Source organism: Halomonas salsilacus, assembly GCF_051216275.1.
GTDB lineage: Bacteria > Pseudomonadota > Gammaproteobacteria > Pseudomonadales > Halomonadaceae > Halomonas.
The window spans coordinates 49,863-70,379 of record NZ_JBPKAQ010000006.1; the positions used below are offsets into that span (position 1 = coordinate 49,863).

Consider the following 20,517-nt stretch of genomic DNA (forward strand, 5'->3'; position numbering starts at 1 on the left):
GGTCAGTGCCTCAGCCAGTTGCGCAACTTGACCAGCAGCAGGGCGCCGTCGCTGAGCTCGCGGCGGTCGTCCAGCAGCTCGGCGAGCAGTTCCGGGCGGTCGGTGATGATGGCGTCCACGTCCAGATCGATCAGCTGGGACATGCGTGCCCGATCGTTGATCGTCCAGGCATGGACCTCATAACCGTAGTGCCGGGCCAGGCGAATCTCGCTCTCGGTGATGCGGTTGTGGCGCAGCCCCAGGGCGTCGAAGCCGCGACGGTCCAGGGTGCCGGGGAGGATCAGCTGGGCCAGCAGAGTCACCCTGAGCGCTGGCTCCCGGGCGCGAATCTCCTCGATCAATGCCGCCGACATGGTCGCCAGGCGCATCTCGCCGATCACTTCCACATCGCCGCAGGCCGTGGTCGCCTCGTCATCCGGGGCCTCGTCGTGGCAGGTCTGCCGCGCCTGCGCCTCGGCGTGGAGGGAGGCGATCACCCCCTCCACCAGCGCCACCTCCCGCCCGGGATCCGGCTTCATGTCGATCATCAGGGCGCCTCGGCCGCGCACCGCGGCCAGGGCCTCGTCGAGGCCGGGGATCGGCTCGCCCTGGAAGGCGTCGCCGAACCAGCTGCCCACGTCGAAGGCCGCCAGCTCCTCCCGCGTCACCTCACCCAGATCACGCGGATCGCCGGTGAGACGGGTCAGGCTGCGGTCGTGGAACAGCACCACCTCGCCGTCGGCGGTGAGGCGCGCGTCGATCTCCACGTAGTCGGCGCCATCGGCCAGCGCCTGCTTCACCGCGGCCAGGGTGTTCTCCGGCGCGGCCATGGAACTGCCGCGATGGGCGATGATGGCGACCTCGTCGCGCAGCTCGAAGCTGTTGACGATCAGCCACGCCTGGGACAGGGCAAAGGCGATCACCCCCAGCTCCAGCGCCCATGCCAGGCGGCCGGGGTGGGCGTTGCCGGGGGGTGGGGCCGGGCGAGGTTCGCGGTGGGCCAGGCGCAGGGTGAGACAGGCGGAGAGCAGGGCGTTGGCGGCGATGCCGACGAAGGTGATGGCCAGGGTCAGCAGCACATAGGTGGTGAGGTAGGCCAGCGTGGCCGGGACCAGCACGGCGTTGCGTTCCGGCAACCACCACAGCATCGGCGTGAACAGCCGGTCGAAGAGCAGGGTGGCCAGCAGGGGCAGGGCGATGATCACCAGCAGCAGGGTGATCACCGCCACGGCGATGGGGCCCTTGCGTCCGTGGGTCAGGCGATGGCTGCGCCCCAGCGCCTGGCGGGGCCACAGCCCCTCCACGGCCACCAGCGGCAGGGCCAGGATCCACCGGAAGTAGAGGGTGGCGGCGATGGCCGCCCAGGTGACCACCAGCGGCAGGCCGATGGCCAGGAACTGCCACAGCGCCGGTGGGCGTACCCGCTGGATATAATAGGGGTCGAGCCCGCCCAGGAAGGCGCCATAGAGCCAGGCGATGGCGAAGACGACTGGGATCGCCAGCAGCAGGTGGGCGCCCACCTGCACCACCACCAGCGCGGCCAGCTGGGGCAGCCGGCGCAGGGTCCACCACAGCGCCTCGAAAGCCAGGTGCACGTGGTTGTCGCGGGGGCGCACCGCCACCAGGATCATCCCCGCCTGCTGGAGGTAGAGCACCAGGAAGGTGAGGCCAACGGCGGCCAGCAGCCACAGCGCACCGCCGACGCTCATCAGAATGTCGATGAGCTCGGCATTGGTGATCACCGGGCGGCCGAAGCGGGCGAGCAGCCTGGTCAGGCTCCAGGCCACTGCCGGGAGCAGCAGCAGCGAGGCCAGCAGGGTGAAGAACAGATGATAGACAATCAGCGGCCGCAGGTGCTCGCGCAGGGTGCGCAGCACATCGCGGCTCAGTTGGGAGAGGGCCAGCATGGCGCGTTCGCTGTGAGGATCATGGGCTCAGGGTGACACCCGCCTGTACCGGGCTGCAAGGGGCTGCCCGGTGCCGCCGATGGCGGCTCAGCCCTCCAGGGGCAGGCGCTCATTGGCCACCACGATGCCGTTGTTGTCGGCGTAGAGCCACTCGCCGGGGGTGAGCGTCACACCGGCGAAGGTCACCGGGATATCACGCTGCCCCTCGCCGCGCTTCTCACTCTTGCGCGGATGGGCGCCCAGGGCCTGTACGCCCAGCTCGGTTTCGGCCAGCACATCCACGTCACGCACACAGCCGTACAGGACCACCCCGCTCCAGCCGTTGTCGGCGGCCTGCTCGGCCACCATGTCACCGAGCAGGGCGCAGCGCTGCGAGCCCCCGCCGTCCACCACCAGCACCGCACCCTCGCCGGGCTCGGCCACGGCCTGCTTGACCAGGGAGTTGTCCTCGAAGCACTTCACGGTACGGATCTGCCCGCAGAAGGCCTCGCGGCCGCCGAAGTTGACGAACAACGGGTCAAGTACCTGCACCTCGGGATGGGCATCGCAGATATCGGGGGTAATGATATGGCTCATGTCGGGGCTCCTTGCACCGGGTATCGAGCTTCGATGATGCCATAGCCGGACCGATCAGACAGGACGGCTTTGGAGGAAACGAACGCTCACGCAGGACGCCGCAACGAAAAAAGCGCCCCCAAACGGGGGCGCTTCTACCGTCGGCTCAGGCCGCCACGAGGGCGGCCATTCGATGTTGCGAGCATCGGAGTCGAAGCTGAGGATATCAGAAAACGGGGCTATCAGGCTTCCTGGGTGACGGGAATCACGTTGGAAGCGGCGTTCTGATACTCCTCGATCTCGTGGAAGTTCATGTAACGATAGATCTCGCCGGCCATGGCGTCGAACTCGCCCATGTAGCGGCGGTACTCGTCGACGGTGGGCAGGCGACCTTCCACGGCGGCCACGGCCGCCAGCTCCGCAGAGGCGAGGTACACGTTGGCACCGTCGCCGAGACGGTTCGGGAAGTTGCGGGTCGAGGTGGAGACCACGGTGCTCTTGGCGGCGACGCGGGCCTGGTTGCCCATGCACAGCGAGCAGCCGGGCATCTCCATGCGCGCACCGGCGCGACCGTAGATGCCGTAGTAGCCTTCCTCGGTCAGCTGGTGCTGGTCCATCTTGGTCGGCGGGGCGAGCCACAGGCGGGTCTTCAGGCTGCCGGCCGGCTGCTTCTCGAGCAGTTTGCCCGCGGCGCGGAAGTGGCCGATGTTGGTCATGCACGAACCGATGAACACCTCGTCGATCTTCTCGCCGGCCACGTCGGAGAGCAGGCGGGCGTCGTCGGGATCGTTCGGGGCGCAGAGGACCGGCTCCTTGAGCTCCGCCAGGTCGATCTCGATGATCTCGGCGTATTCGGCGTCCTTGTCGGCGCGCATCAGGCTCGGATTGGCCAGCCACTCTTCCATGCCCTGGATGCGACGCTCGATGGTACGGCGGTCGCCGTAACCGTTGGCGATCATCCACTTGAGCAGAGTGATGTTGGAGTTCAGGTACTGGCTCACGCTATCTTCGGACAGGGTGATGGTACAGCCCGCGGCGGAACGCTCGGCGGAGGCGTCGGAGAGCTCGAAGGCCTGCTCGACGGTGAGGTCCTCAAGACCCTCGATCTCCAGCACGCGACCGGAGAAGGCGTTCTTCTTGCCGGACTTCTCGACGGTCAGCAGGCCTTCCTTGATGGCGTAGTAGGGAATGGCGTGGACCAGGTCACGCAGGGTGACGCCCGGCTGACGCTCGCCCTTGAAACGCACCAGCACCGATTCCGGCATGTCCAGCGGCATCACGCCAGTGGCGGCGGCGAAGGCTACCAGGCCAGAGCCTGCCGGGAAGGAGATGCCCAGCGGGAAGCGGGTGTGGGAGTCGCCGCCGGTGCCGACGGTGTCGGGCAGCAGCATGCGGTTCAGCCAGCTGTGGATGATGCCGTCGCCCGGACGCAGGGAGACGCCGCCGCGGTTCATGATGAAGTCGGGCAGGGTGTGGTGGGTGTCCACGTCGACGGGCTTGGGGTAGGCGGCGGTGTGACAGAAGGACTGCATCACCAGATCGGCCTGGAAGCCGAGGCACGCCAGGTCCTTGAGCTCATCGCGGGTCATGGGGCCGGTGGTGTCCTGGGAGCCCACGGTAGACATGGCCGGCTCGCAGTACATGCCCGGGCGCACGCCGTCCAGGCCGCAGGCCTTGCCGACCATCTTCTGGGCCAGGGTGAAGCCCTTGCCGGTGTCGGCGGGCTGCTCGGGCAGGCGGAAGACATCGGAGGGGGCCAGGCCCAGGGACTCGCGCGCCTTGGTGGTCAGGCCGCGGCCGATGATCAGCGGGATACGGCCCCCGGCGCGAACCTCATCGAGGATCAGCTGGGTCTTCAGCTCGAAGGTGGTGAGTACCTCGTCGGTGCCGTGCTTGCACACCTTGCCCTCATAGGGGTAGACGTCGATGACGTCGCCCATCTCGAGCTTGGCGACGTCCATCTCCACGGGCAGGGCACCGGAATCTTCCATGGTGTTGAAGAAGATCGGAGCGATCTTGCTGCCGAAGCAGAAGCCGCCGGCGCGCTTGTTGGGCACGTAGGGAATGTCGTCGCCGAAGAACCAGAGCACCGAGTTGGTGGCGGACTTGCGGGAGGAGCCGGTGCCGACCACGTCGCCGACGTAGGCGACCGGGAAGCCCTTGGCCTTGACGGCCTCGATCTGCTTCAGCGGGCCGGTGGTGCCGGGCACCTCTGGCTCGATGCCGTCGCGCTCGTTCTTGAGCATGGCATTGGCGTGCACCGGGATATCGGGACGCGACCAGGCGTCAGGCGCGGGGGAGAGATCGTCGGTGTTGGTCTCGCCGGTGACCTTGAAGACGGTGAGGGTGATCTTCTCCTCCAAGGCGGGCTTGGAGAGGAACCACTCGGCCTCGGCCCAGGACTGGATGACGTCCTTGGCCACGGCGTTGCCGGCGCGGGCACGCTCTTCCACGTCGTGGAAGGCATCGAACATCAGCAGGGTGTGCTTGAGCTGCTCGCCCACTTCCTTGGCCAGCTCGGCGTCGTCCAGCAGCTCGACCAGGGAGACGATGTTGTAGCCGCCCTGCATGGTGCCCAGCAGTTTCACCGCGTGGATCTTGTCGATCAGCGGAGACTCGGCTTCGCCCTTGGCGATGGCGGTGAGGAAACCGGCCTTAACGTAGGCGGCCTCGTCAACACCGGGGGGAACGCGGTTAGTGATCAGGTCGAGGATGACCTCTTCCTCGCCGGCCGGCGGGGTCTTCAGCAGCTCGACCAGTGCGGCGACCTGTTCTGCGTTCAGCGGCTTCGGCGGCACGCCTTCCGCGGCGCGCTCCTCGACATGTTGGCGATAGGCTTCAAGCACGTTAGGGCCCTCATTGCTAGTGGAGCCAGAGTGGCGCGGCTCGGCAGAATCCTTGCCGAAACAGGCTTCTGGCACGGGAGTCAGGGGTGCAGGATCCCCCGTCCTGAATGGCCGCGATTCTACGCGAGACTGTCGACAATGTTAAGTAAGCCCCGTCCCGCGGGGCCTAGCACTTTGGTCGGCGGGGTGTGGGTCTGGCTACACGCCGAGGAAAAGTAGTGCTCGGCCCGGCCGTATAGGACAATGCCGCCTTCACGCTCAGCCGGTCATGGGGTTAGCAATGCGCATGATGCCGAACCAAGAAAGGATCTGGCACCAGCCAAGTTCATCGGCACCTGAAGGCGAGGTGGCCGCTACATGCTGCTGATGGGCATCTACCTGCTGGCGAGCCTGGCGGCGGTGGTCCTCTATCGCATCGACAAGGCGGCGGCTCGACAGGACAGGCGGCGTATCCGCGAGTCGATGTTGCACCTTGTCGCCGTCATGGGCGGTTGGCCGGGAGCCCTGCTGGCTCGGCGCTGGTTCCGCCACAAGACCCGCAAGCAGCCCTTCGGGAATATTCTATGGGGTTGTGTGGCGGTGAATACCGGACTGGTGGCCTGGCTGGTCATGGCGGACGGCGCTGCGGGCCTGCGGCAGCTGGCGGGTCTGGAGTAGGACACTTGACGAACCATGGCTCCGCACAGGGGGAAGTCATCTCCCGGCGCGGCTTTATCCTCACCCGCCACTGGGAGGAGACCCCCCAGGGCACCGAGGTCACTCTCTGGCTGGCCACCGACCAGGGCCCCCTCAGGGTGCGCCTGCCGGCACAGCCCTCGGTGGCCTTCCTGCCTGTGCGGCAGCGTGCGCGGGCCGAGGTGCTGCTGGCCGGCGAGCCGGGCGTCAGGCTGCGCGAGCTCGCACTTCACGACTTCCACCGGCGCCCGGTACTAGGCCTCTACTGTGGCCACTACCGCCAGCTGACCCAGCTTGACCGGCGCCTGCGCGAGGCCGGGGTCGAGCTTTACGAGGCGGATATCCGTCCCCCGGAGCGCTACCTGATGGAGCGCTTCATTACCGCGCCGGTGGAGGTGATCGGAAAGCCAGACGGGCAGGGCGGCCTGGTGGAGGCGCGCCTGAGGCCGGAGCCAGACTACCGCCCGCGGCTGCGCACGGTGTCGCTGGACATCGAGACCAGCGCCCGGGGTGAGCTCTACTCGATCGCCCTGGAGGGCTGCGGGCAGCGCCAGGTCTATATGCTGGGGCTGGCCAACGGCAGGGAAGGCGAACTCGATTTCTCGCTCGACTATTGCGCGAGCCGCGTCAAGCTTCTCGAGCGCCTCAATGCCTGGTTCGCCGAGCATGACCCCGACGCCATCATCGGCTGGAACCTGGTGCAGTTCGACCTGCGCGTGCTGCGCGAGCACGCCGAGCGGCTCGGCGTACCGCTGCGGCTGGGGCGCGGAGGCACCGAGCTGGAGTGGCGCCCCCACGGCCACCAGCCCAACCACTTCTTCGCCTCCGCCGCCGGGCGGTTGATCATCGACGGCATCGAGGCGCTGCGCTCGGCCACCTGGCGCTTCCCCTCCTTCAGCCTTGAGTCCGTCGCCCGGGCGCTGCTCGGCGAGGGCAAGGCGATCGACAACCCCTACCAACGCCTCGACGACATCCTGCGCATGTTCGCCGAGGACAAGCCGGCGCTGGCCCGCTACAACCTCAAGGACTGCGAGCTGGTCACGCGGCTCTTCGCAAAGACCGAACTGCTGACCTTCCTGCTCGAGCGGGCCACGGTGACTGGCCTGCCCGCCGACCGCAGCGGCGGCTCGGTGGCGGCCTTCACCCACCTCTATCTGCCGCGGCTGCATCGGCTGGGTCTCGTGGCGCCCAGCCTCGGCGCGGGGGAGGGCGCCGAGAGTCCCGGCGGCTTCGTCATGGATTCGCGTCCCGGCCTCTATGAGTCGGTGCTGGTGCTCGACTTCAAGAGCCTCTACCCCGCGATCATCCGCAGCTTCCTGATCGACCCTGCGGGGTTGGTGGAGGGGCTCGCCGACCCGACAGACGTCGCCTCGGTGCCGGGCTTTCGTGGTGCCCGCTTCTCGCGTACCCGCCACGCCCTGCCGGCCATCGTCGAGCGGGTGTGGGCCGGGCGCGAGGCCGCCAAGCGCGCCGGCAATGCGCCGCTCTCCCAGGCGCTCAAGATCATCATGAACAGCTTCTACGGGGTGCTGGGCTCGAAGGGCTGCCGCTTCTTCGATGCGCGGCTCGCCTCGTCGATCACCCTGCGCGGCCACGCAATCATGCGGCGCACCCGGGAACTGATCGAGGCCGAAAAATATACCGTTATCTACGGCGACACCGATTCCACCTTCGTCTGGCTGGGCCGGGCCTTCGACGAGGCCGACGCCGTGGCCATCGGCCACGAGCTGGTGGCCCGGGTCAATGCCTGGTGGAGAGAGCAGCTGGCGAAGGAGTATGGCCTGGAGAGCGCCCTGGAACTGCAGTTCGAGACCCACTACCGGCGATTCCTGATGCCCACCATCCGCGGCGCCGAGGCGGGCAGCAAGAAGCGCTACGCGGGACTGGTGCAGGAAGCCGATGGCAGCGAGCGGCTGGTGTTCAAGGGGCTCGAGACGGTGCGCACCGACTGGACGGAGCTGGCCAAGGTGTTCCAGCAGGAGCTCTACCGGCGCGTTTTCACCGGTGAGCCCTGGCGGGACTTCGTGCGTGACTATGTGCAGGCCTTCCTTGAGCGCGCCCGGTCGGGAAAGTTCGACGAACGGCTGGTCTATCGCAAGCGCCTGCGGCGGCACCTGGACGACTACCGACGCAATGTGCCGCCCCATGTGCGCGCGGCGCGGCTGGCCGACGCGGAGAACGACCGGCTGGGCCGGCCGCGCCAGTACCAGCACGGCGGCTGGATTCGCTATGTGATGACCTTGGCTGGCCCCGAGCCTCTGGAGGCGAATCCGTCGCCCATCGATACCGACCACTACCTGACCCGTCAGCTGCAGCCGGTGGCCGACGCCATCCTGCCCTTTGTGGGCGACGACTTCGCGACCCTGATCGACCGCCAACTGGGGCTGTTTTGAGCGGGCTTGCGGTGTTAGTAGGCTGAGTGGGTCTCGGCCTCCGAGTCCGCATGGTGCCGCCCGAACTGCAGCTCGGCCAGGTGGCGGTAGAGCGGGCTGGTCGCCATCAGCTCGACGTGGGACCCAGCGGCCACCAGCCGCCCCTCGTCAAGCACCAGCAGGCGGTCGGCGGCCACCACCGTGGCCAGGCGGTGGGCGATCACCAGGCTGGTGCGCCCCACCATCAGCCGGTCCAGGGCCTGCTGCACCATTCTCTCGCTCTCGGCGTCCAGGGCGCTGGTCGCCTCGTCCAGCAGCAGCACCCGCGGATCCTTGAGCAGCGCACGGGCAATCGCCAGGCGCTGGCGCTGGCCGCCGGAGAGCTGCACGCCGCCGGGTCCCAGCGGGGTATCGAAGCCTTGGGGCAGGGCCTCGATAAAGGCCAGGGCGTTGGCATCCCGCGCGGCGTCACGCAGTGCTTCAAGGCTGGCATCGGCGTCGCCATAGCGAAGGTTGTCGGCCACGCTGCCGGTGAAGAGTACCGGCTCCTGAGCCACCAGGCCCAGCGCCGCGCGCAGCTCGCCGGGGTCCAGCTCCCGAAGATCGATGCCGTCCAGCAGCAGGGTGCCGGCGTTGGGGTCGTGGAAGCGCAGTAGCAGCGCGAGCACGGTACTCTTGCCGGCTCCGGAGGGTCCCACCAATGCGACCCGCTCCCCCGGGCGAATCGTCAGGTCGAATGCCTCCAACGCTGGGGTTTCCCGTCCCGGATAGGTGAAGCTCACCCCCTCCAGGCGGATCTCGCCGGTGAGCGGCCTGGGCAGCGGCACGGGCTCGGCCGGTGGCGCAATGCTCGGCCGAGTATCCAGCAGTTCCAGCAGACGCTCCGCGGCACCCGCCGCACGCTGCACGTCGCCGGCCACCTCGGCAAGGGTCGCGACGGCGCCGGCCGCCAGCACTGCGTAGAAGACGAAGGCCGAGAGCTCGCCGGCGGTCATGGTCCCGGCCAGCACCGCCTGGCCGCCCTGCCACAGCATGATGCCCACCGCCCCGAACACCGCCAGCATGGCGATACCGGTCAGCCAGGCGCGTTGGCGGGTGCGGTCGATGGCGCTGACGAAGGCCTCCTCGACGCGACCCGCGTAGTCGCGACGGTCGATCGCCTCGTGGGTGAATGCCTGGACGGTGCGAATGCCGGAGAGCGCCTCGTCGGCATAGCGACCGAGTTCGGCCACCCGGTCTTGACTGGTGCGCGACAGCCGTCGCACCCGCCGCCCGAACCACAGGATCGGCAGCACCGTGGCGGGAATGCCCAGCAGGACGATGGCCGAGAGCCACGGCTGGGTCACCAGCATCAGCGCCACGGCACCAATCAGCATCAGCAGGTTGCGCAGGGCCAGCGAGACCGAGGAGCCGAACAGGCTCTGCAGCACGCTCGTGTCGGCGGTGAGCCTCGAGACGATCTCGCCGGCTGCCTGACCGGGCGCCTGGGCGCTTTCGAAGAAGCCGGGCTCCAGGGTCAGCAGGTGGTCGAAGACTCGGCGGCGCAGGTCGGCGGCCAGGCGCTCGCCGATCCAGGTCACCAGGTAGTAGCGCAGCGCCGAGGCCATGGCCAGCACCGTCACCACGGCGAGCATCAGCCCCAGGGCGTGGCCCAGGGCGGCACTGTCGGCGGCCATGAAACCGCGGTCGATCACCAGGCGCAGCCCCTGGCCGAGCAGGAGCACGCTGCCCGAGGCCACCAGCAGAACCAGGGCCGCCAGGGCCAGGCGCCATCGATAGGGGGCCAGCAGGCCCAGCAGGCGCAGCAGCACGCGCGGGTCGGGGCGTGAACTCATCGCGGATCTCGGCAGACAGGAAAGTAAGGGAGCATGCGCCGACGATAGCAGCCCGGCAAGGCCGCCGCCTGGCAGGGAGGAAAGCGAAGGGGGTGGCGCGTCGCGATGTCGCTTGAAGGGCGAGTGATCAAGCGCCATATTCGGCTTCAGACAACGCTACCCTGAGAGACCCCCATGACCGACTCCCTGACCCTTGGCTGCCCACACTGTGGCGCCGTCAACCGTGTTAGTCAGGCCCGCCTGAACGACGGCCCGAAGTGCGGGAAGTGCAAACATTCGCTGTTCACCGGCGAGCCTGTGGCGCTGACGGAAGCCAGCTTTCATGCCCTGGTGGAGCGCAGCGAACTGCCAGTGGTGGTGGACTTCTGGGCCGGCTGGTGCGGCCCCTGCAAGATGATGGCGCCGATCTTCGCCGAGGCGGCCCGCGAGTTGGAGCCCCGCATGCGCTTTGCAAAGATCGATACCGAGGCGGAGCAGGCTCTGGCCGGGCGCTTCGGCATCCGCAGCATTCCCACCCTGATCGTGTTCAGGAACGGCCGGGAGGTAGCCCGACAGCCAGGGGTGCTGCAAGTGACCCAGCTGCGTCAGTGGCTGCGTCCGCATCTGGCATCGTCATGAGACAGGAGGCCCAGTCGGGCCTGCCGATCGGCGAATGGGCATCCGGCAATGGCCGGGGGGATATCACCACGCGGTTGCGACCCCGTGCCTTTCCCTCGTAGAGCGCCCGATCGGCGCGAAGCAGGGCCGGGTCGAGCCGCGACTCGCCTTCCTCGACACGGCTGACGCCCACGGTGACGGTCAGCGAAGTCGCGTCTCCGAGCATCGGCAGTGTTAGAGAACTGACCCTCTCGCGCAACCGCTCGGCGATGGTCGTCGCGGTATCCAGGTCAGCCAGCGGCAGAGCGATCACGAACTCCTCGCCCCCATAGCGACCCAGCACGTCGGACTCCCGCAGTACCGACTGGCAGCAGCCGGCCACCGTGGCGAGCACCAGGTCGCCCAGCGCATGACCGTGACGGTCATTGAGCTGCTTGAAGAGGTCCACGTCGACCATGCATAGCGCCAGGGGGGTCCCGTCTCGACGGGCGCGGCGCAGTTCCTGCTCGGCCAGCTCGAAGAAGTGTCGACGGTTGGCAATGCCGGTCAGGCCGTCGGTGCAGGCCATGTGGCGCAGCCGTGCCTCCAATTCCTCGCGTTCGTGGATCTCCTCCTTGAGTCGGCGATTCGTCGAGCGCTCCTCCAGCAGCAGGGCAAACTGCTCGCGCTTGAGGCGCTTGATCCGCGTGATGGTCATCCAGCCGAGGAGGTTGACGAAAATCAGCAGCAGCAGGCTGGTCATCACCAGCACCGGCGGCAGGTTGGAACCAATGAGTGACGCCGTCAGGAAACCCGCGATCAGGTAGGCATTGCCGGCCAGCATCCAGGGCAGGCGGTTGGGCAGGAAGAGATAGAGCGCCATGCTGGCCACCACCAGCGAAGCGACGTGGATGCCCTCATGCAGGGGGCGCAGCAGGATGGTCAGCAGCATCACGGACAGGCACAGCAGGCAGACCAGGTTGACGGGCAGTATCATCTGGGCCACCGCCGGCCGTCGCCAGACTGCCAGAGCCACGACTAGGCAGGCCACCACGGTGACCAGGCGAAAGGCAAGCAAGGTGGCAAAGCTATCGCCGAATCCGAGAAGTACATAGTCGGCCAGAACAAAGGCCAGGAAGAGCCCCGCAATCAGGCCAAGTGCCAGGCGCAGTTGGCAGGCGTGATGCGCCAGTATCGAGCGCTTGAACAGCGCCTCCATGGCCGGGTCCCTGAACTCAGCCTGCCAGTTCAGGAGCTCAGCCTCTCCAATCAGTTGCCGCATGCCAGATCCCTCGGGTACCGGGCTCATGACGAGCGCGGGACGCTTTTCGCTTGGGTATCTGATGCATCTTGGTCGGGAATCTGGCGGGGCGCCAGCCCCTTAAATGGGCTGTCCTTTATTGCCTACATTTCTTGTAAGCCAAGGCTTACGTTATTAGATAATCCTTGATAATCAGGCTGCTAGCCTGAGTTATCTCATTCTTTCTGGATCAGTTCTTTCCTTTGAGTTGTTCTTTCAACTGCTTGGGCACCTGCTTGATGATCAGCCGATCGGCGTTCTCGTCGTACTCGACGCTGGAGCCGAGCAGGTGGGAGTCGAAGCTGATCGATACCCCCCCGGCGCGGCCGGCGAAGCGTCGAAACTGGCTGAGGGCCTTTCGGTCCGGCGGGATCTCCGGCGAAAGGCCGTAGTCGGCGTTGCGGATATGCTCGAAGAAGGCTCTGGGCTGCTGATCGTCGAGCACCTCCGAGAGCTCCTCCAGGGTGATCGGCTCGCCGCGGCTTGCCTGGTCGCTGGCATAGTTGATCAGCGCGTCGGTCTTCTCGCGACTCGCTTCCTCGGGGAGATCCTCTTTCTCGACGTAATCGCTGAAGGCCCTGAGCAGGGTACGTGTCTCGCCGGTGGCATCCACCCCTTCCACGGCGCCGAGCAAGGCGGCGAAGCCTTCGGCAAGCGCCTTGCCGCCGCGGTCGCGGATCCATGAGAGGTACTGGCGGGAGTCGCCGGTACGCCACTGGGTCAGGTCGATGCGCGCGGCGAGGCTCATCTGGGCCAGGTTGAGCTGACGCGCCGGCACCACCGCGAGGTACTCGTCTACCGCGAAGCCCTCGCGATGGTGCAGCAGGGCCAGGGTGAGGAAGTGTCCGTCCCCGAAGCGGGTCTCCAGTACAATCATGTCGCCGGACACCGACAGGTGGGTGTCGAGCAGGGCGGTCAGGCGCTCGGCGATGCCGCGGGTCAGGGACGTGAAATCGCGGCCCTCGGCGAGGTAGTCGGCCAGTTCCCCGGGCAGCGGCGAGGTACGCTTGCTTCCCTCTTCGGCCCCCTCGGCGCTCTCCGTAGCGTCCGGAAAGTGGCCCCACGCCTTGCTCTTGCCGTGGTAGGCCCTGTTGAGCCCCTCCAACAGGGCGTCCAGGCTATCGGCCTGGGGAAGTGGCGCCTCGGCCGGCACCAGCCTGGCCGGGGCGTCGCCATTCTTCTCGATGCGGTGAACGATGGCGTTGAGGATCGGCATGGGGGCCTCCCGGGGTGGTGGACGAGGGCGGCGATGATACCTGCCTCGGTGCCATGCCAACAGTCATCTAGGGTCTGAGCCGGTACCCCGTGCGGAAGATCCGCTCCACCACCACCAGTGCCACGGTCAAAAACAGCAGGATCATGCCGAGGCTGACCACCGGGCTGACGTCGCTGATGCCGTAGAAGCTCCAGCGAAAGCCGCTCACCAGGTAGACCACCGGGTTGACCAGGGTTACCGCCTGCCAGAAGGGTGGCAGCATGTCGATGGAGTAGAAGGTGCCGCCGAGGAAGGTCAGCGGGGTGATCACCAGCAACGGCACCAGTTGCAGCTTCTCGAAGCCGTCGGCCCAGATGCCGATGATGAAGCCCAGCAGGCTGAAGGTCACCGCGGTGAGCAGCAGGAACAGCACCATCATCAGCGGGTGCTCGATGGAGTAGGGCACGAACAGCCGGGCGGTGACCAGCACGATCAGCCCCAGAATGATCGACTTGGTGGCCGCCGCCCCCACGTAGCCGATCACGATCTCCCAGTAGGAGATGGGCGCCGACAGGATCTCGTAGATCGAGCCCGAGAAGCGCGGGAAGAAGATGCCGAAGGAGGCGTTGGAGACGCTCTGGGTCAGCAGCATCAGCATGATCAGCCCCGGCACGATGAAGGCGCCGTAGCTGACCCCGTTCACCTCGCTGATCCGCGTGCCGATGGCCGCGCCGAACACCACGAAGTAGAGTGAGGTGGAGATCACCGGGGAGACGATGCTCTGAAGCACGGTGCGCAGGCTGCGGGCCATCTCGGCTTGATAGAGGGTCTTCACGGACTGCAGGTTCATGCCGTCTCCTTGACCAGGCTGACGAAGATCTCCTCGAGGGAGCTCTGGCGGGTGTGCAGGTCCTTGAAGCCGATGCCGGCGGCCTCCAGGTCGGCGAGCAGCTCGGCGATGCCGGCCTGGTCCTCGCCCGGTACGTTGGCGTCGTAGGTGTAGACCAGCGCGTGGCCCTCCTCGGCCAGGGCCAGCTTATGGCGGGCGAGGGAGTCCGGCACCGCCTCCAGCGGCTCGCGCAGGTGCAGGGTCAACTCCTTGCTGCCCAGCTTGCGCATCAGGGCCTGCTTCTCCTCCACCAGCACCAGCTCACCGCGGCGGATCACCCCGATGCGGTCGGCCATCTCCTCGGCCTCCTCGATGTAGTGGGTGGTGAGGATGATGGTCACGCCGCTGTTGCGCAGCTGCCGCACCACCTCCCACATGTCGCGACGCAGCTCCACGTCGACCCCCGCGGTGGGCTCGTCCAGGAACAGGATCTCCGGCTCGTGGGCCAGTGCCTTGGCGATCAGCACCCGGCGTTTCATGCCGCCGGAGAGGGTGATCAGGCGGTTGTTGCGCTTGTCCCACAGTGACAGCGAGCGCAGTACCTTCTCGATATGGGCCGGATTCTTGCCCTTGCCGAACAGCCCGCGGCTGAAGCTCACCGTATCCCACACCGTGGTGAAGGCCTCGTTGGTCAGCTCCTGGGGGACCAGGCCGATCCGCTCGCGAGCAGCGCGGAATTCGCGCACGTTGTCGTGACCGTCCACCAGCACTCGGCCGGAGGTGGCGTTGACCAGGCCACAGATCACGCTGATCAGGGTGGTCTTGCCCGCCCCGTTGGGGCCCAGCAGGGCGAAGATCTCGCCGTGGCGGATCTCCAGGCTAATCTCCTTGAGTGCCTCGAAGCCCCCTGCATAGGACTTCGAGAGCCGCTCGACGGCGATGACCGGGGCGTCACTCAAGGGTGATGTCTCCGTCGAAGTCCAGGGCCAGGCTGAGGCCATCCACCTCCACGGTGACCCGGGCCGGCAGCGTTTCGTCGCCGTTGAGATGACCCTCGGCCAAGCCCTGCTGCACCGCTTTCTCTATTTCCTGCTGGGTGGTAACGCCCACGGTCTTCAGCAGTTTGCGGATGCTCGCCTTAAAGGTCTCGTCGTTCATTTTGTCCGTCTCCCGATATGTTCGATGGTGTCTCCCATCCTAACGCGACTCGACGAATGATACAGGGGGTGTGGGATCTACCGTATATGTACAAGAAAAAAGCCGCTCAGGGGGCTACCCTGGGCGGCTTTAACCAGCGGGGCAGGCGATCAGCTGCGGCTGGTGATCTCGAGCAGGTGATAGCCGAACTGGGTCTTGACCGGGCCGTGCACCTTATTCAACTCGCCGGAGAACACCACCTCATCGAACTCAGGAACCATCTGGCCTGGGCCGAAACTGCCCAGGTCGCCGCCCTGGCGGCTGGAGGGGCAGCTGGAGTTCTCGCGGGCCACCTCGGCGAAGTCGCGGCCGCCCTCGATCTCGGCCTTGAGGGCCTCACACTTCTCCTTGCTGTCTACCAAAATATGTCGCGCGGTTGCCTTGGCCATGGAAGTCTCCTGTTAAGGTTGGCTCTCGGGTGCCGGCAAGACTGCCGGCGGGTCACGGCGAGGATAGCATGCCCCTGCCCGAGGGGCAGGGCCGGCACCACGGCTCAGCCACCCAACCCGATGCTGAGCCGCAGGGCCTGCAGGCCGTCGAGCTCCAGGCGAACCTCATCCGAGAAGACTGGATGGCCCATCACGCGGACATCCAGCGTGGCATCAACGCCGCGATAGCGGATTCTGACGGCGATATCCGCCTCCTGGCTCACCGGGGCAAGCAGTCCGTAGTCGAGGCTTTCCACCTCGACGGCGGTGAGCCCGCGGGCCTCCAGCTGCTCCTTGATGGCCTGACGTGCGGCGTGGCCGTAGTAGACATAGAGCCCGCCGTAGACCAGGCCGGCGAGTACCGCGAGAGTGACGACGAAACGACCCATGGCATTCTCCCTGTGGGCAATAATGAAAGTCCGGTGCCGGGTTATACCATACCGATCCGAGCGGCGGCGCGTGGCGCGCCTGTGCCGCCCGCCATGTCACAATGGCGGTCAGGGGGCTCACCCCGGGCTGCGAGAGTACGTTCATGCGAACCGACCGATGACCCACACCGAGCGCTTTACCCAGCTTGCCCAGCGGCTGGCCGAATGGCAGCCGCTGTGGCGCTGCCTGCCCTTCCAGCATCCGCGGCTGCCCTGGCAAAGTCGCTGGCCGGGGCTTGCCGAGGCCCTTCTGGCGCTGCCGGACGTCGAGGTGGTGCGCCTGCAGGAGGCCCCCTTCATTGACTCTCCCCTGGCCGGCTGGCTGCCGGTGGGGGAGCTGGCTCGGCTGGTGACCCTGACGTCGCTGGCGGGGCAGGGCGAGGCACTTGCCGAAGGATTTGCCGAGGGGCTGCCCGAGGCCTGGGCAGAGGGCGTTGGCGAGCGCAAGTGGTGCCAGATCCAGGCCTTTCTGCCTCGGGTCGAGGTTACGGGGGGCGAGTCCCTGGTGGAGTGGTGCGCCGGTAAGGGGCATCTGGCCCGGGCGCTGTCGCACCGCCATGCCATGGAGGTGACCGCCCTGGAGTGGCAGCCGGCGCTGTGCGAGGCGGGCCAAGCGATGGCCGAGCGGCAGGGCGCGCGGGTGTTGCTGCAGGAGCAGGACGTGATGGCCAAGGGCGCCGGGCGCTGGCTCGACGCACGCACCCGGGTGGTGGCGCTGCACGCCTGCGGCGACCTGCACCGTCGGCTGCTGGAACTCGTCGTGGAGGCGGGCAGCGCCGTGACCCTGGCGCCCTGCTGCTACCAGCGCACCACGGAGGACATCTACCGGCCGTTCTCCGGGCTTGGTCGCAGCCTGGCCGAGGCCCACGGCCTGGCGCTCGAGCGCGATGACCTGGCGCTGGCCGTGCAGGAGACGGTCACCGCCCCCCGAGCGGTGCAGCGCCACCGCCAACGGGCCGGGGCCTGGCGGCTGGGCTTCGACCGGCTGCAGCGCGACGTGCGTGGCGTCGACGCCTATCTGCCGGTGCCGAGCCTCGCCTACGGGCAGATGCCGGAGACCTTCGAGGGGTTCTGCCGCTGGGCGGCGCAGCAGAAGGGGATCGTGCTGCCGGCGGGGATCGACTGGAGCGGCCTCGAGGCGGCAGGCTGGGAGCGCCAGGCCGAGGTGGCGCGGCTTGAACTGGTGCGCCACCTGTTCCGCCGTCCCCTGGAGATATGGCTGGCGCTGGATCGTCTGGTCTTTCTCGAGGAGGCCGGTTTCACGGCGGAGCTCGGCACCTTCTGCGCCCGAGCGCTGACGCCGCGCAATCTGCTGTTGCGGGCCAGGCCGGCCTGAGTCTGAGCCACGCCGGGCCGATTCTCAGGGCGTTTCGAGTCGGTCTTGGTCCTCCCGGACTGTCCTTCTAGCCGCCGGCTCCCGTTCCTCCAGCCAGGCCGAGAAGTAGTCGTCCAACCGTGACCGAGTGCGAGCGTACCAGTCCTCGTCCTTGACGATGGCGCCTGCGGCATTCAGCGGATGGGTGGGGATGTGCAGGCGCATGTCCAGGTCGCTGTCCGGGTGGGTGGTGACCTGGAGGGTGGCCGAACGGCGCGCCGGGCCATAGGGAATGCGCCGGGCCAGTTCGACGAGGCGCTCGGTGGAGGTGGCGAAGCGGAGGAAGGCCCGGGCCGCCTCCGGGTGGCGGGCGTGGCGAGGAATGGCCCAGGTCTCGTGCTCCTGGACCTGAGCGTCCCAGAGGATCTCGATGCGCTCCCCCTGGTTGACCATGGCATCGAAGAAGCGGCCGTTGTAGCCCGAGGCCATCACCACCTTGCCTTCGGTGAGCAGGCGCGGCGACTCGTCGCCGGCCTCCCACCAGTGCGTCTCCTCGAGTTCACCCAGTCGCTCCAGAGCCAGCCGCAGCCCGCGCGGGGTGCTGAGCAGTCGGTAGAGCTCCTCGCGTGGCACCCCGTAGGAGAGCAACGCCCACTCCAGATTGACCGCCGGGGTGCGCTGCAGGGCACGGGGCCCAGGAAAACGCTGCTGGTCGAAGAGGTCGGCAATGCGCGTGGGGCGCCGCCCCGGGAAGGCGTCGGGGCGATAGGCCACCACGGTGGCGAAGAGCGAGTGGGTGAGCGCGCAGTCGCCGATGGCGCCGGGCAGGAAGTCCCGTTCGGCAGGGGTGCCGTCGGGCGCCGGGGCGGGCAGGTCAAGAGGCAGAGGCTGCAGCAGCCCCTCCTGGCAGGCGGCCATGGCCTCACTGCGGGTCATGTCGATGACATCCCAGGGGGCTTCGCCGGCGGCCTCGGCACGACGCAGTTCCTCGAGGCCGCCATCGTATTGGTGGACGTCTACCGCGAGGCCGGTCTGCTCCGTGAAGGGGGCGAACAGCGCCTCCTGCTGGGCGCCCTCGTAGGCACCACCCCAGCTGAGCACTCGTAGCGGTTCGGCGAATGCGTTCGTTCCCCAGGCGGTCAACCCCAGGAGCAGGGCGATGATCAGGCGCCTAGCCATGGCCGTGCTCCTCGCGACGCAGGGCGTCGCTCTGGTGGAGGTAGGCATGGGCGATATGTACCTCGTAGACCACGCCCCGGAAGACGCCTTCATCCACCACGGCCAGGGCCTCACCGGTCACCTCCTCGAGTAGCGCCATGGCCTCCCAGAGGGTGGAGCCGAGGCGCAGGGTAGGGCGCTCCGGATCCACGCAGCCACGGGTCCGCCGGTGCAATCCCGCCTCCTGCCTGGCCGCTTCCAGCTCGGCCAGCGACACACAGCCGTGATAGCGGCCCCGTTCATCCACCAGATAAGCCTCGCTGTGGCGTTCCCGGGCCAGGGTGGTGATGGCTTCGTCGAGGGTGGCGTCGGGGGAGAGGGTGACGCAGTCCTGGGTCATGAAGTCGATCACCGGCGTGTCCATCAACAGGGCCCGGTCGCGACCCGAGGAGAGGTCCAGGCCACGACCGTGCAGCTGGATGTCGAACAGTGAGCGGCCGAACAGCTGGGCGGCGATGGGGCTGGCCAGTGTCACGCTGGCCAGGGCGGCGGTGGTCAGCGCGTAGTTGCCGGTCAGCTCGAAGACGATCAGCAGGCTGGTCAGCGGGGCGCCGATCACCGGGGCGGTGACGGCGACCATGCCGCAGACCGCATAGAAGATGAAGGTCTCCTGGGACGCGCCGCTGATACTGGCGACCAGGGTGCCGCAGAGCGCCCCGAACAGCGTGCCGATCACCAGGGCGGGACTCAACACGCCACCGCTGAAGCCCATGCCCAGGCACAGGGCAGTGGCCGCCAGCTTGAGGATCAGTACCAGCAGTAGTTCGCCGCCGCCGAAAGCGCCGGGGATGGTGGCGAAGCGCAGGGTCTCCTGGCCCATGCCCAGGATGTCAGGCACCCAGAGTGCCAGGGTGCCGAGCATGGCGCCTGCCAGGGCCGGGCGCAGCTCTGCGCGCAGGGGCAGGCGGCTGGCCAGGCGGCCGACACCGAGGATGGCGTGCATGTAGGCGCCGGCAACCAGGGCGCCGAGCCCGCCAATGGCGACGAAGAGGCCGAATTCCCAGGCCCTTGGCACCGCGGTGTCGGCGACGTGGAAGAGCGCACCCTGGGCCAGTGCCTGGGTGGCGATCACATGGCCGACGATGGCGGCGGCGGCGATGGGCGCGAAGGCACGCAGCGCATAATGGCGCAGCACGACCTCATGGGCGAAGATGATGCCCGCCAGCGGGGCATTGAAGGCGGTGGCAATGGCCGCAGCAACGCCGCAGGCGATGGTGATGTTGTCCTCGGAACGCCCCAGGTGCAGCAATCGGGCCCCCAGCGAGCCCAGGGTCGCGCCCAGGTGGACCAGGGGGCCGTATTGGCCCACCGAAGCGCCGGCGCCCAAGGATATCAAGGCGCTCAGCGCGGTGATGCCCCCGGCGCGGGCCGGCAGTCGACCGCGGCGTGTCTGCACCGCGGCGATGGCATCGGCGGGGGTATGGGGGCGGCGTTCGGGAATGCGGCTGTGAAGGTGGCCGACGATCAGCCCGCCCAGGGATGGTACGGCGATCGTGGCCAGCACCAGAAGCCCCGGGTAGGGGAGCATCACCCGGCTGCGCGGGGATATCAGCAGCAGCTCGTTGAGCCACAGCACGCTGCGCACGAAGCCGGCCGCAAACAGCGCGGCCACCCCGCCGATCACCGCGCCCAGCAGCACCAGCCCCAGGAAGCGAAGCACCGGCAGGGGGCCGCAGCCGGGGAGAGTCGGATCGGGAGTCATGTCCCAAGGTGTAGGCCTCTGTGGCGATCGGGTCCACTGTTGCTGGCCGTCCCACCGGCTGGGTAGCGTTGAAATCCGCCATCCGTCGTGTCTGTCCTTTCGCGCCCCGGCTCGGTCACTGTAGGAGGCCTGAAGCCTTGTCGGGAGCAGGGATGACACC

17 protein-coding genes are annotated in these 20,517 nt (G+C 67.6%); 4 read left to right on the forward strand and 13 right to left on the reverse strand.

Annotation, left to right across the window (positions count from 1 at the left end; all coding sequences use genetic code 11):
• Positions 1-2 precede the first annotated feature (2 nt).
• The 3 genes from ACR80S_RS10135 to acnB form a co-directional block, all read right to left on the reverse strand.
• The gene (locus ACR80S_RS10135; RefSeq protein ID WP_435403119.1) at positions 3-1,886 is read right to left on the reverse strand and encodes a glycerophosphodiester phosphodiesterase family protein; all 1,884 of its coding nucleotides are present in this window, start codon (positions 1,884-1,886) and stop codon (positions 3-5) included.
• A gap of 87 nt (positions 1,887-1,973) precedes the next feature.
• Positions 1,974-2,462: a ribonuclease E activity regulator RraA gene (gene rraA, locus ACR80S_RS10140; RefSeq protein WP_435399168.1), complete on the reverse strand. Its 489-nt coding sequence runs from the start codon at positions 2,460-2,462 to the stop codon at positions 1,974-1,976.
• Between the two features lie 221 nt (positions 2,463-2,683).
• Positions 2,684-5,287: a bifunctional aconitate hydratase 2/2-methylisocitrate dehydratase gene (gene acnB / locus ACR80S_RS10145; protein ID WP_435399167.1), complete on the reverse strand. Its 2,604-nt coding sequence runs from the start codon at positions 5,285-5,287 to the stop codon at positions 2,684-2,686.
• A 357-nt stretch (positions 5,288-5,644) separates the two neighbouring features.
• Here acnB and ACR80S_RS10150 point away from each other — a divergent pair, with 357 nt between their 5' ends.
• Together ACR80S_RS10150 and ACR80S_RS10155 are read left to right on the forward strand one after the other, a co-directional pair.
• Entirely contained in the window at positions 5,645-5,944 is a 300-nt protein-coding gene (locus ACR80S_RS10150) for a DUF1294 domain-containing protein (protein ID WP_435399166.1), read from the forward strand.
• 5 nt (positions 5,945-5,949) lie between these two features.
• Entirely contained in the window at positions 5,950-8,355 is a 2,406-nt protein-coding gene (locus tag ACR80S_RS10155) for a DNA polymerase II (protein ID WP_435399165.1), read from the forward strand.
• A 14-nt stretch (positions 8,356-8,369) separates the two neighbouring features.
• Here ACR80S_RS10155 and ACR80S_RS10160 read toward each other — a convergent pair whose 3' ends face one another.
• A complete protein-coding gene (locus ACR80S_RS10160; protein WP_435403120.1) occupies positions 8,370-10,169 on the reverse strand; it encodes an ABC transporter transmembrane domain-containing protein in 1,800 nt (599 codons plus the stop codon).
• Between the two features lie 174 nt (positions 10,170-10,343).
• Here ACR80S_RS10160 and trxC point away from each other — a divergent pair, with 174 nt between their 5' ends.
• Positions 10,344-10,787, forward strand: coding sequence for a thioredoxin TrxC (gene trxC, locus ACR80S_RS10165; RefSeq protein ID WP_435399163.1), 444 nt, complete (start codon positions 10,344-10,346; stop codon positions 10,785-10,787).
• Here the strand turns inward: trxC and ACR80S_RS10170 are convergent.
• From ACR80S_RS10170 to ACR80S_RS10200, 7 genes are all read right to left on the reverse strand, one after another.
• Entirely contained in the window at positions 10,696-12,027 is a 1,332-nt protein-coding gene (locus ACR80S_RS10170; RefSeq protein WP_435399162.1) for a GGDEF domain-containing protein, read from the reverse strand. The genes trxC and ACR80S_RS10170 overlap by 92 nt on opposite strands.
• A gap of 208 nt (positions 12,028-12,235) precedes the next feature.
• A complete protein-coding gene (locus ACR80S_RS10175; RefSeq protein ID WP_435403121.1) occupies positions 12,236-13,261 on the reverse strand; it encodes a nucleoid-associated protein in 1,026 nt (341 codons plus the stop codon).
• Between the two features lie 67 nt (positions 13,262-13,328).
• The gene (locus ACR80S_RS10180) at positions 13,329-14,090 is read right to left on the reverse strand and encodes an ABC transporter permease (RefSeq protein ID WP_290907138.1); all 762 of its coding nucleotides are present in this window, start codon (positions 14,088-14,090) and stop codon (positions 13,329-13,331) included.
• The gene (locus ACR80S_RS10185; RefSeq protein ID WP_435403122.1) at positions 14,087-15,028 is read right to left on the reverse strand and encodes an ABC transporter ATP-binding protein; all 942 of its coding nucleotides are present in this window, start codon (positions 15,026-15,028) and stop codon (positions 14,087-14,089) included. Before ACR80S_RS10185 ends, ACR80S_RS10180 begins: the two co-directional genes overlap by 4 nt.
• The gene (locus ACR80S_RS10190) at positions 15,021-15,227 is read right to left on the reverse strand and encodes a DUF6494 family protein (RefSeq protein WP_435399159.1); all 207 of its coding nucleotides are present in this window, start codon (positions 15,225-15,227) and stop codon (positions 15,021-15,023) included. The genes ACR80S_RS10185 and ACR80S_RS10190 overlap by 8 nt, the downstream gene beginning before the upstream one ends.
• A 149-nt stretch (positions 15,228-15,376) precedes the next feature.
• Positions 15,377-15,655, reverse strand: coding sequence for a peptidylprolyl isomerase (locus ACR80S_RS10195; protein WP_435403123.1), 279 nt, complete (start codon positions 15,653-15,655; stop codon positions 15,377-15,379).
• Positions 15,656-15,759: 104 nt separating this feature from the next.
• Positions 15,760-16,083: a hypothetical protein gene (locus tag ACR80S_RS10200; RefSeq protein WP_435399157.1), complete on the reverse strand. Its 324-nt coding sequence runs from the start codon at positions 16,081-16,083 to the stop codon at positions 15,760-15,762.
• A 157-nt stretch (positions 16,084-16,240) separates the two neighbouring features.
• Here ACR80S_RS10200 and ACR80S_RS10205 point away from each other — a divergent pair, with 157 nt between their 5' ends.
• Positions 16,241-17,458 (forward strand): methyltransferase, encoded by a 1,218-nt coding sequence (locus ACR80S_RS10205; RefSeq protein WP_435403124.1) that lies wholly within the window; start codon positions 16,241-16,243, stop codon positions 17,456-17,458.
• Positions 17,459-17,482: 24 nt separating this feature from the next.
• On the opposite strand, the gene ACR80S_RS10210 is transcribed toward ACR80S_RS10205, so the two are convergent.
• Both ACR80S_RS10210 and ACR80S_RS10215 read right to left on the reverse strand, forming a co-directional pair.
• The gene (locus ACR80S_RS10210) at positions 17,483-18,616 is read right to left on the reverse strand and encodes an extracellular solute-binding protein (RefSeq protein WP_435403125.1); all 1,134 of its coding nucleotides are present in this window, start codon (positions 18,614-18,616) and stop codon (positions 17,483-17,485) included.
• Positions 18,609-20,357 (reverse strand): chloride channel protein, encoded by a 1,749-nt coding sequence (locus tag ACR80S_RS10215; RefSeq protein ID WP_435403126.1) that lies wholly within the window; start codon positions 20,355-20,357, stop codon positions 18,609-18,611. Before ACR80S_RS10215 ends, ACR80S_RS10210 begins: the two co-directional genes overlap by 8 nt.
• Between the last annotated feature and the right edge of the window lie 160 nt (positions 20,358-20,517).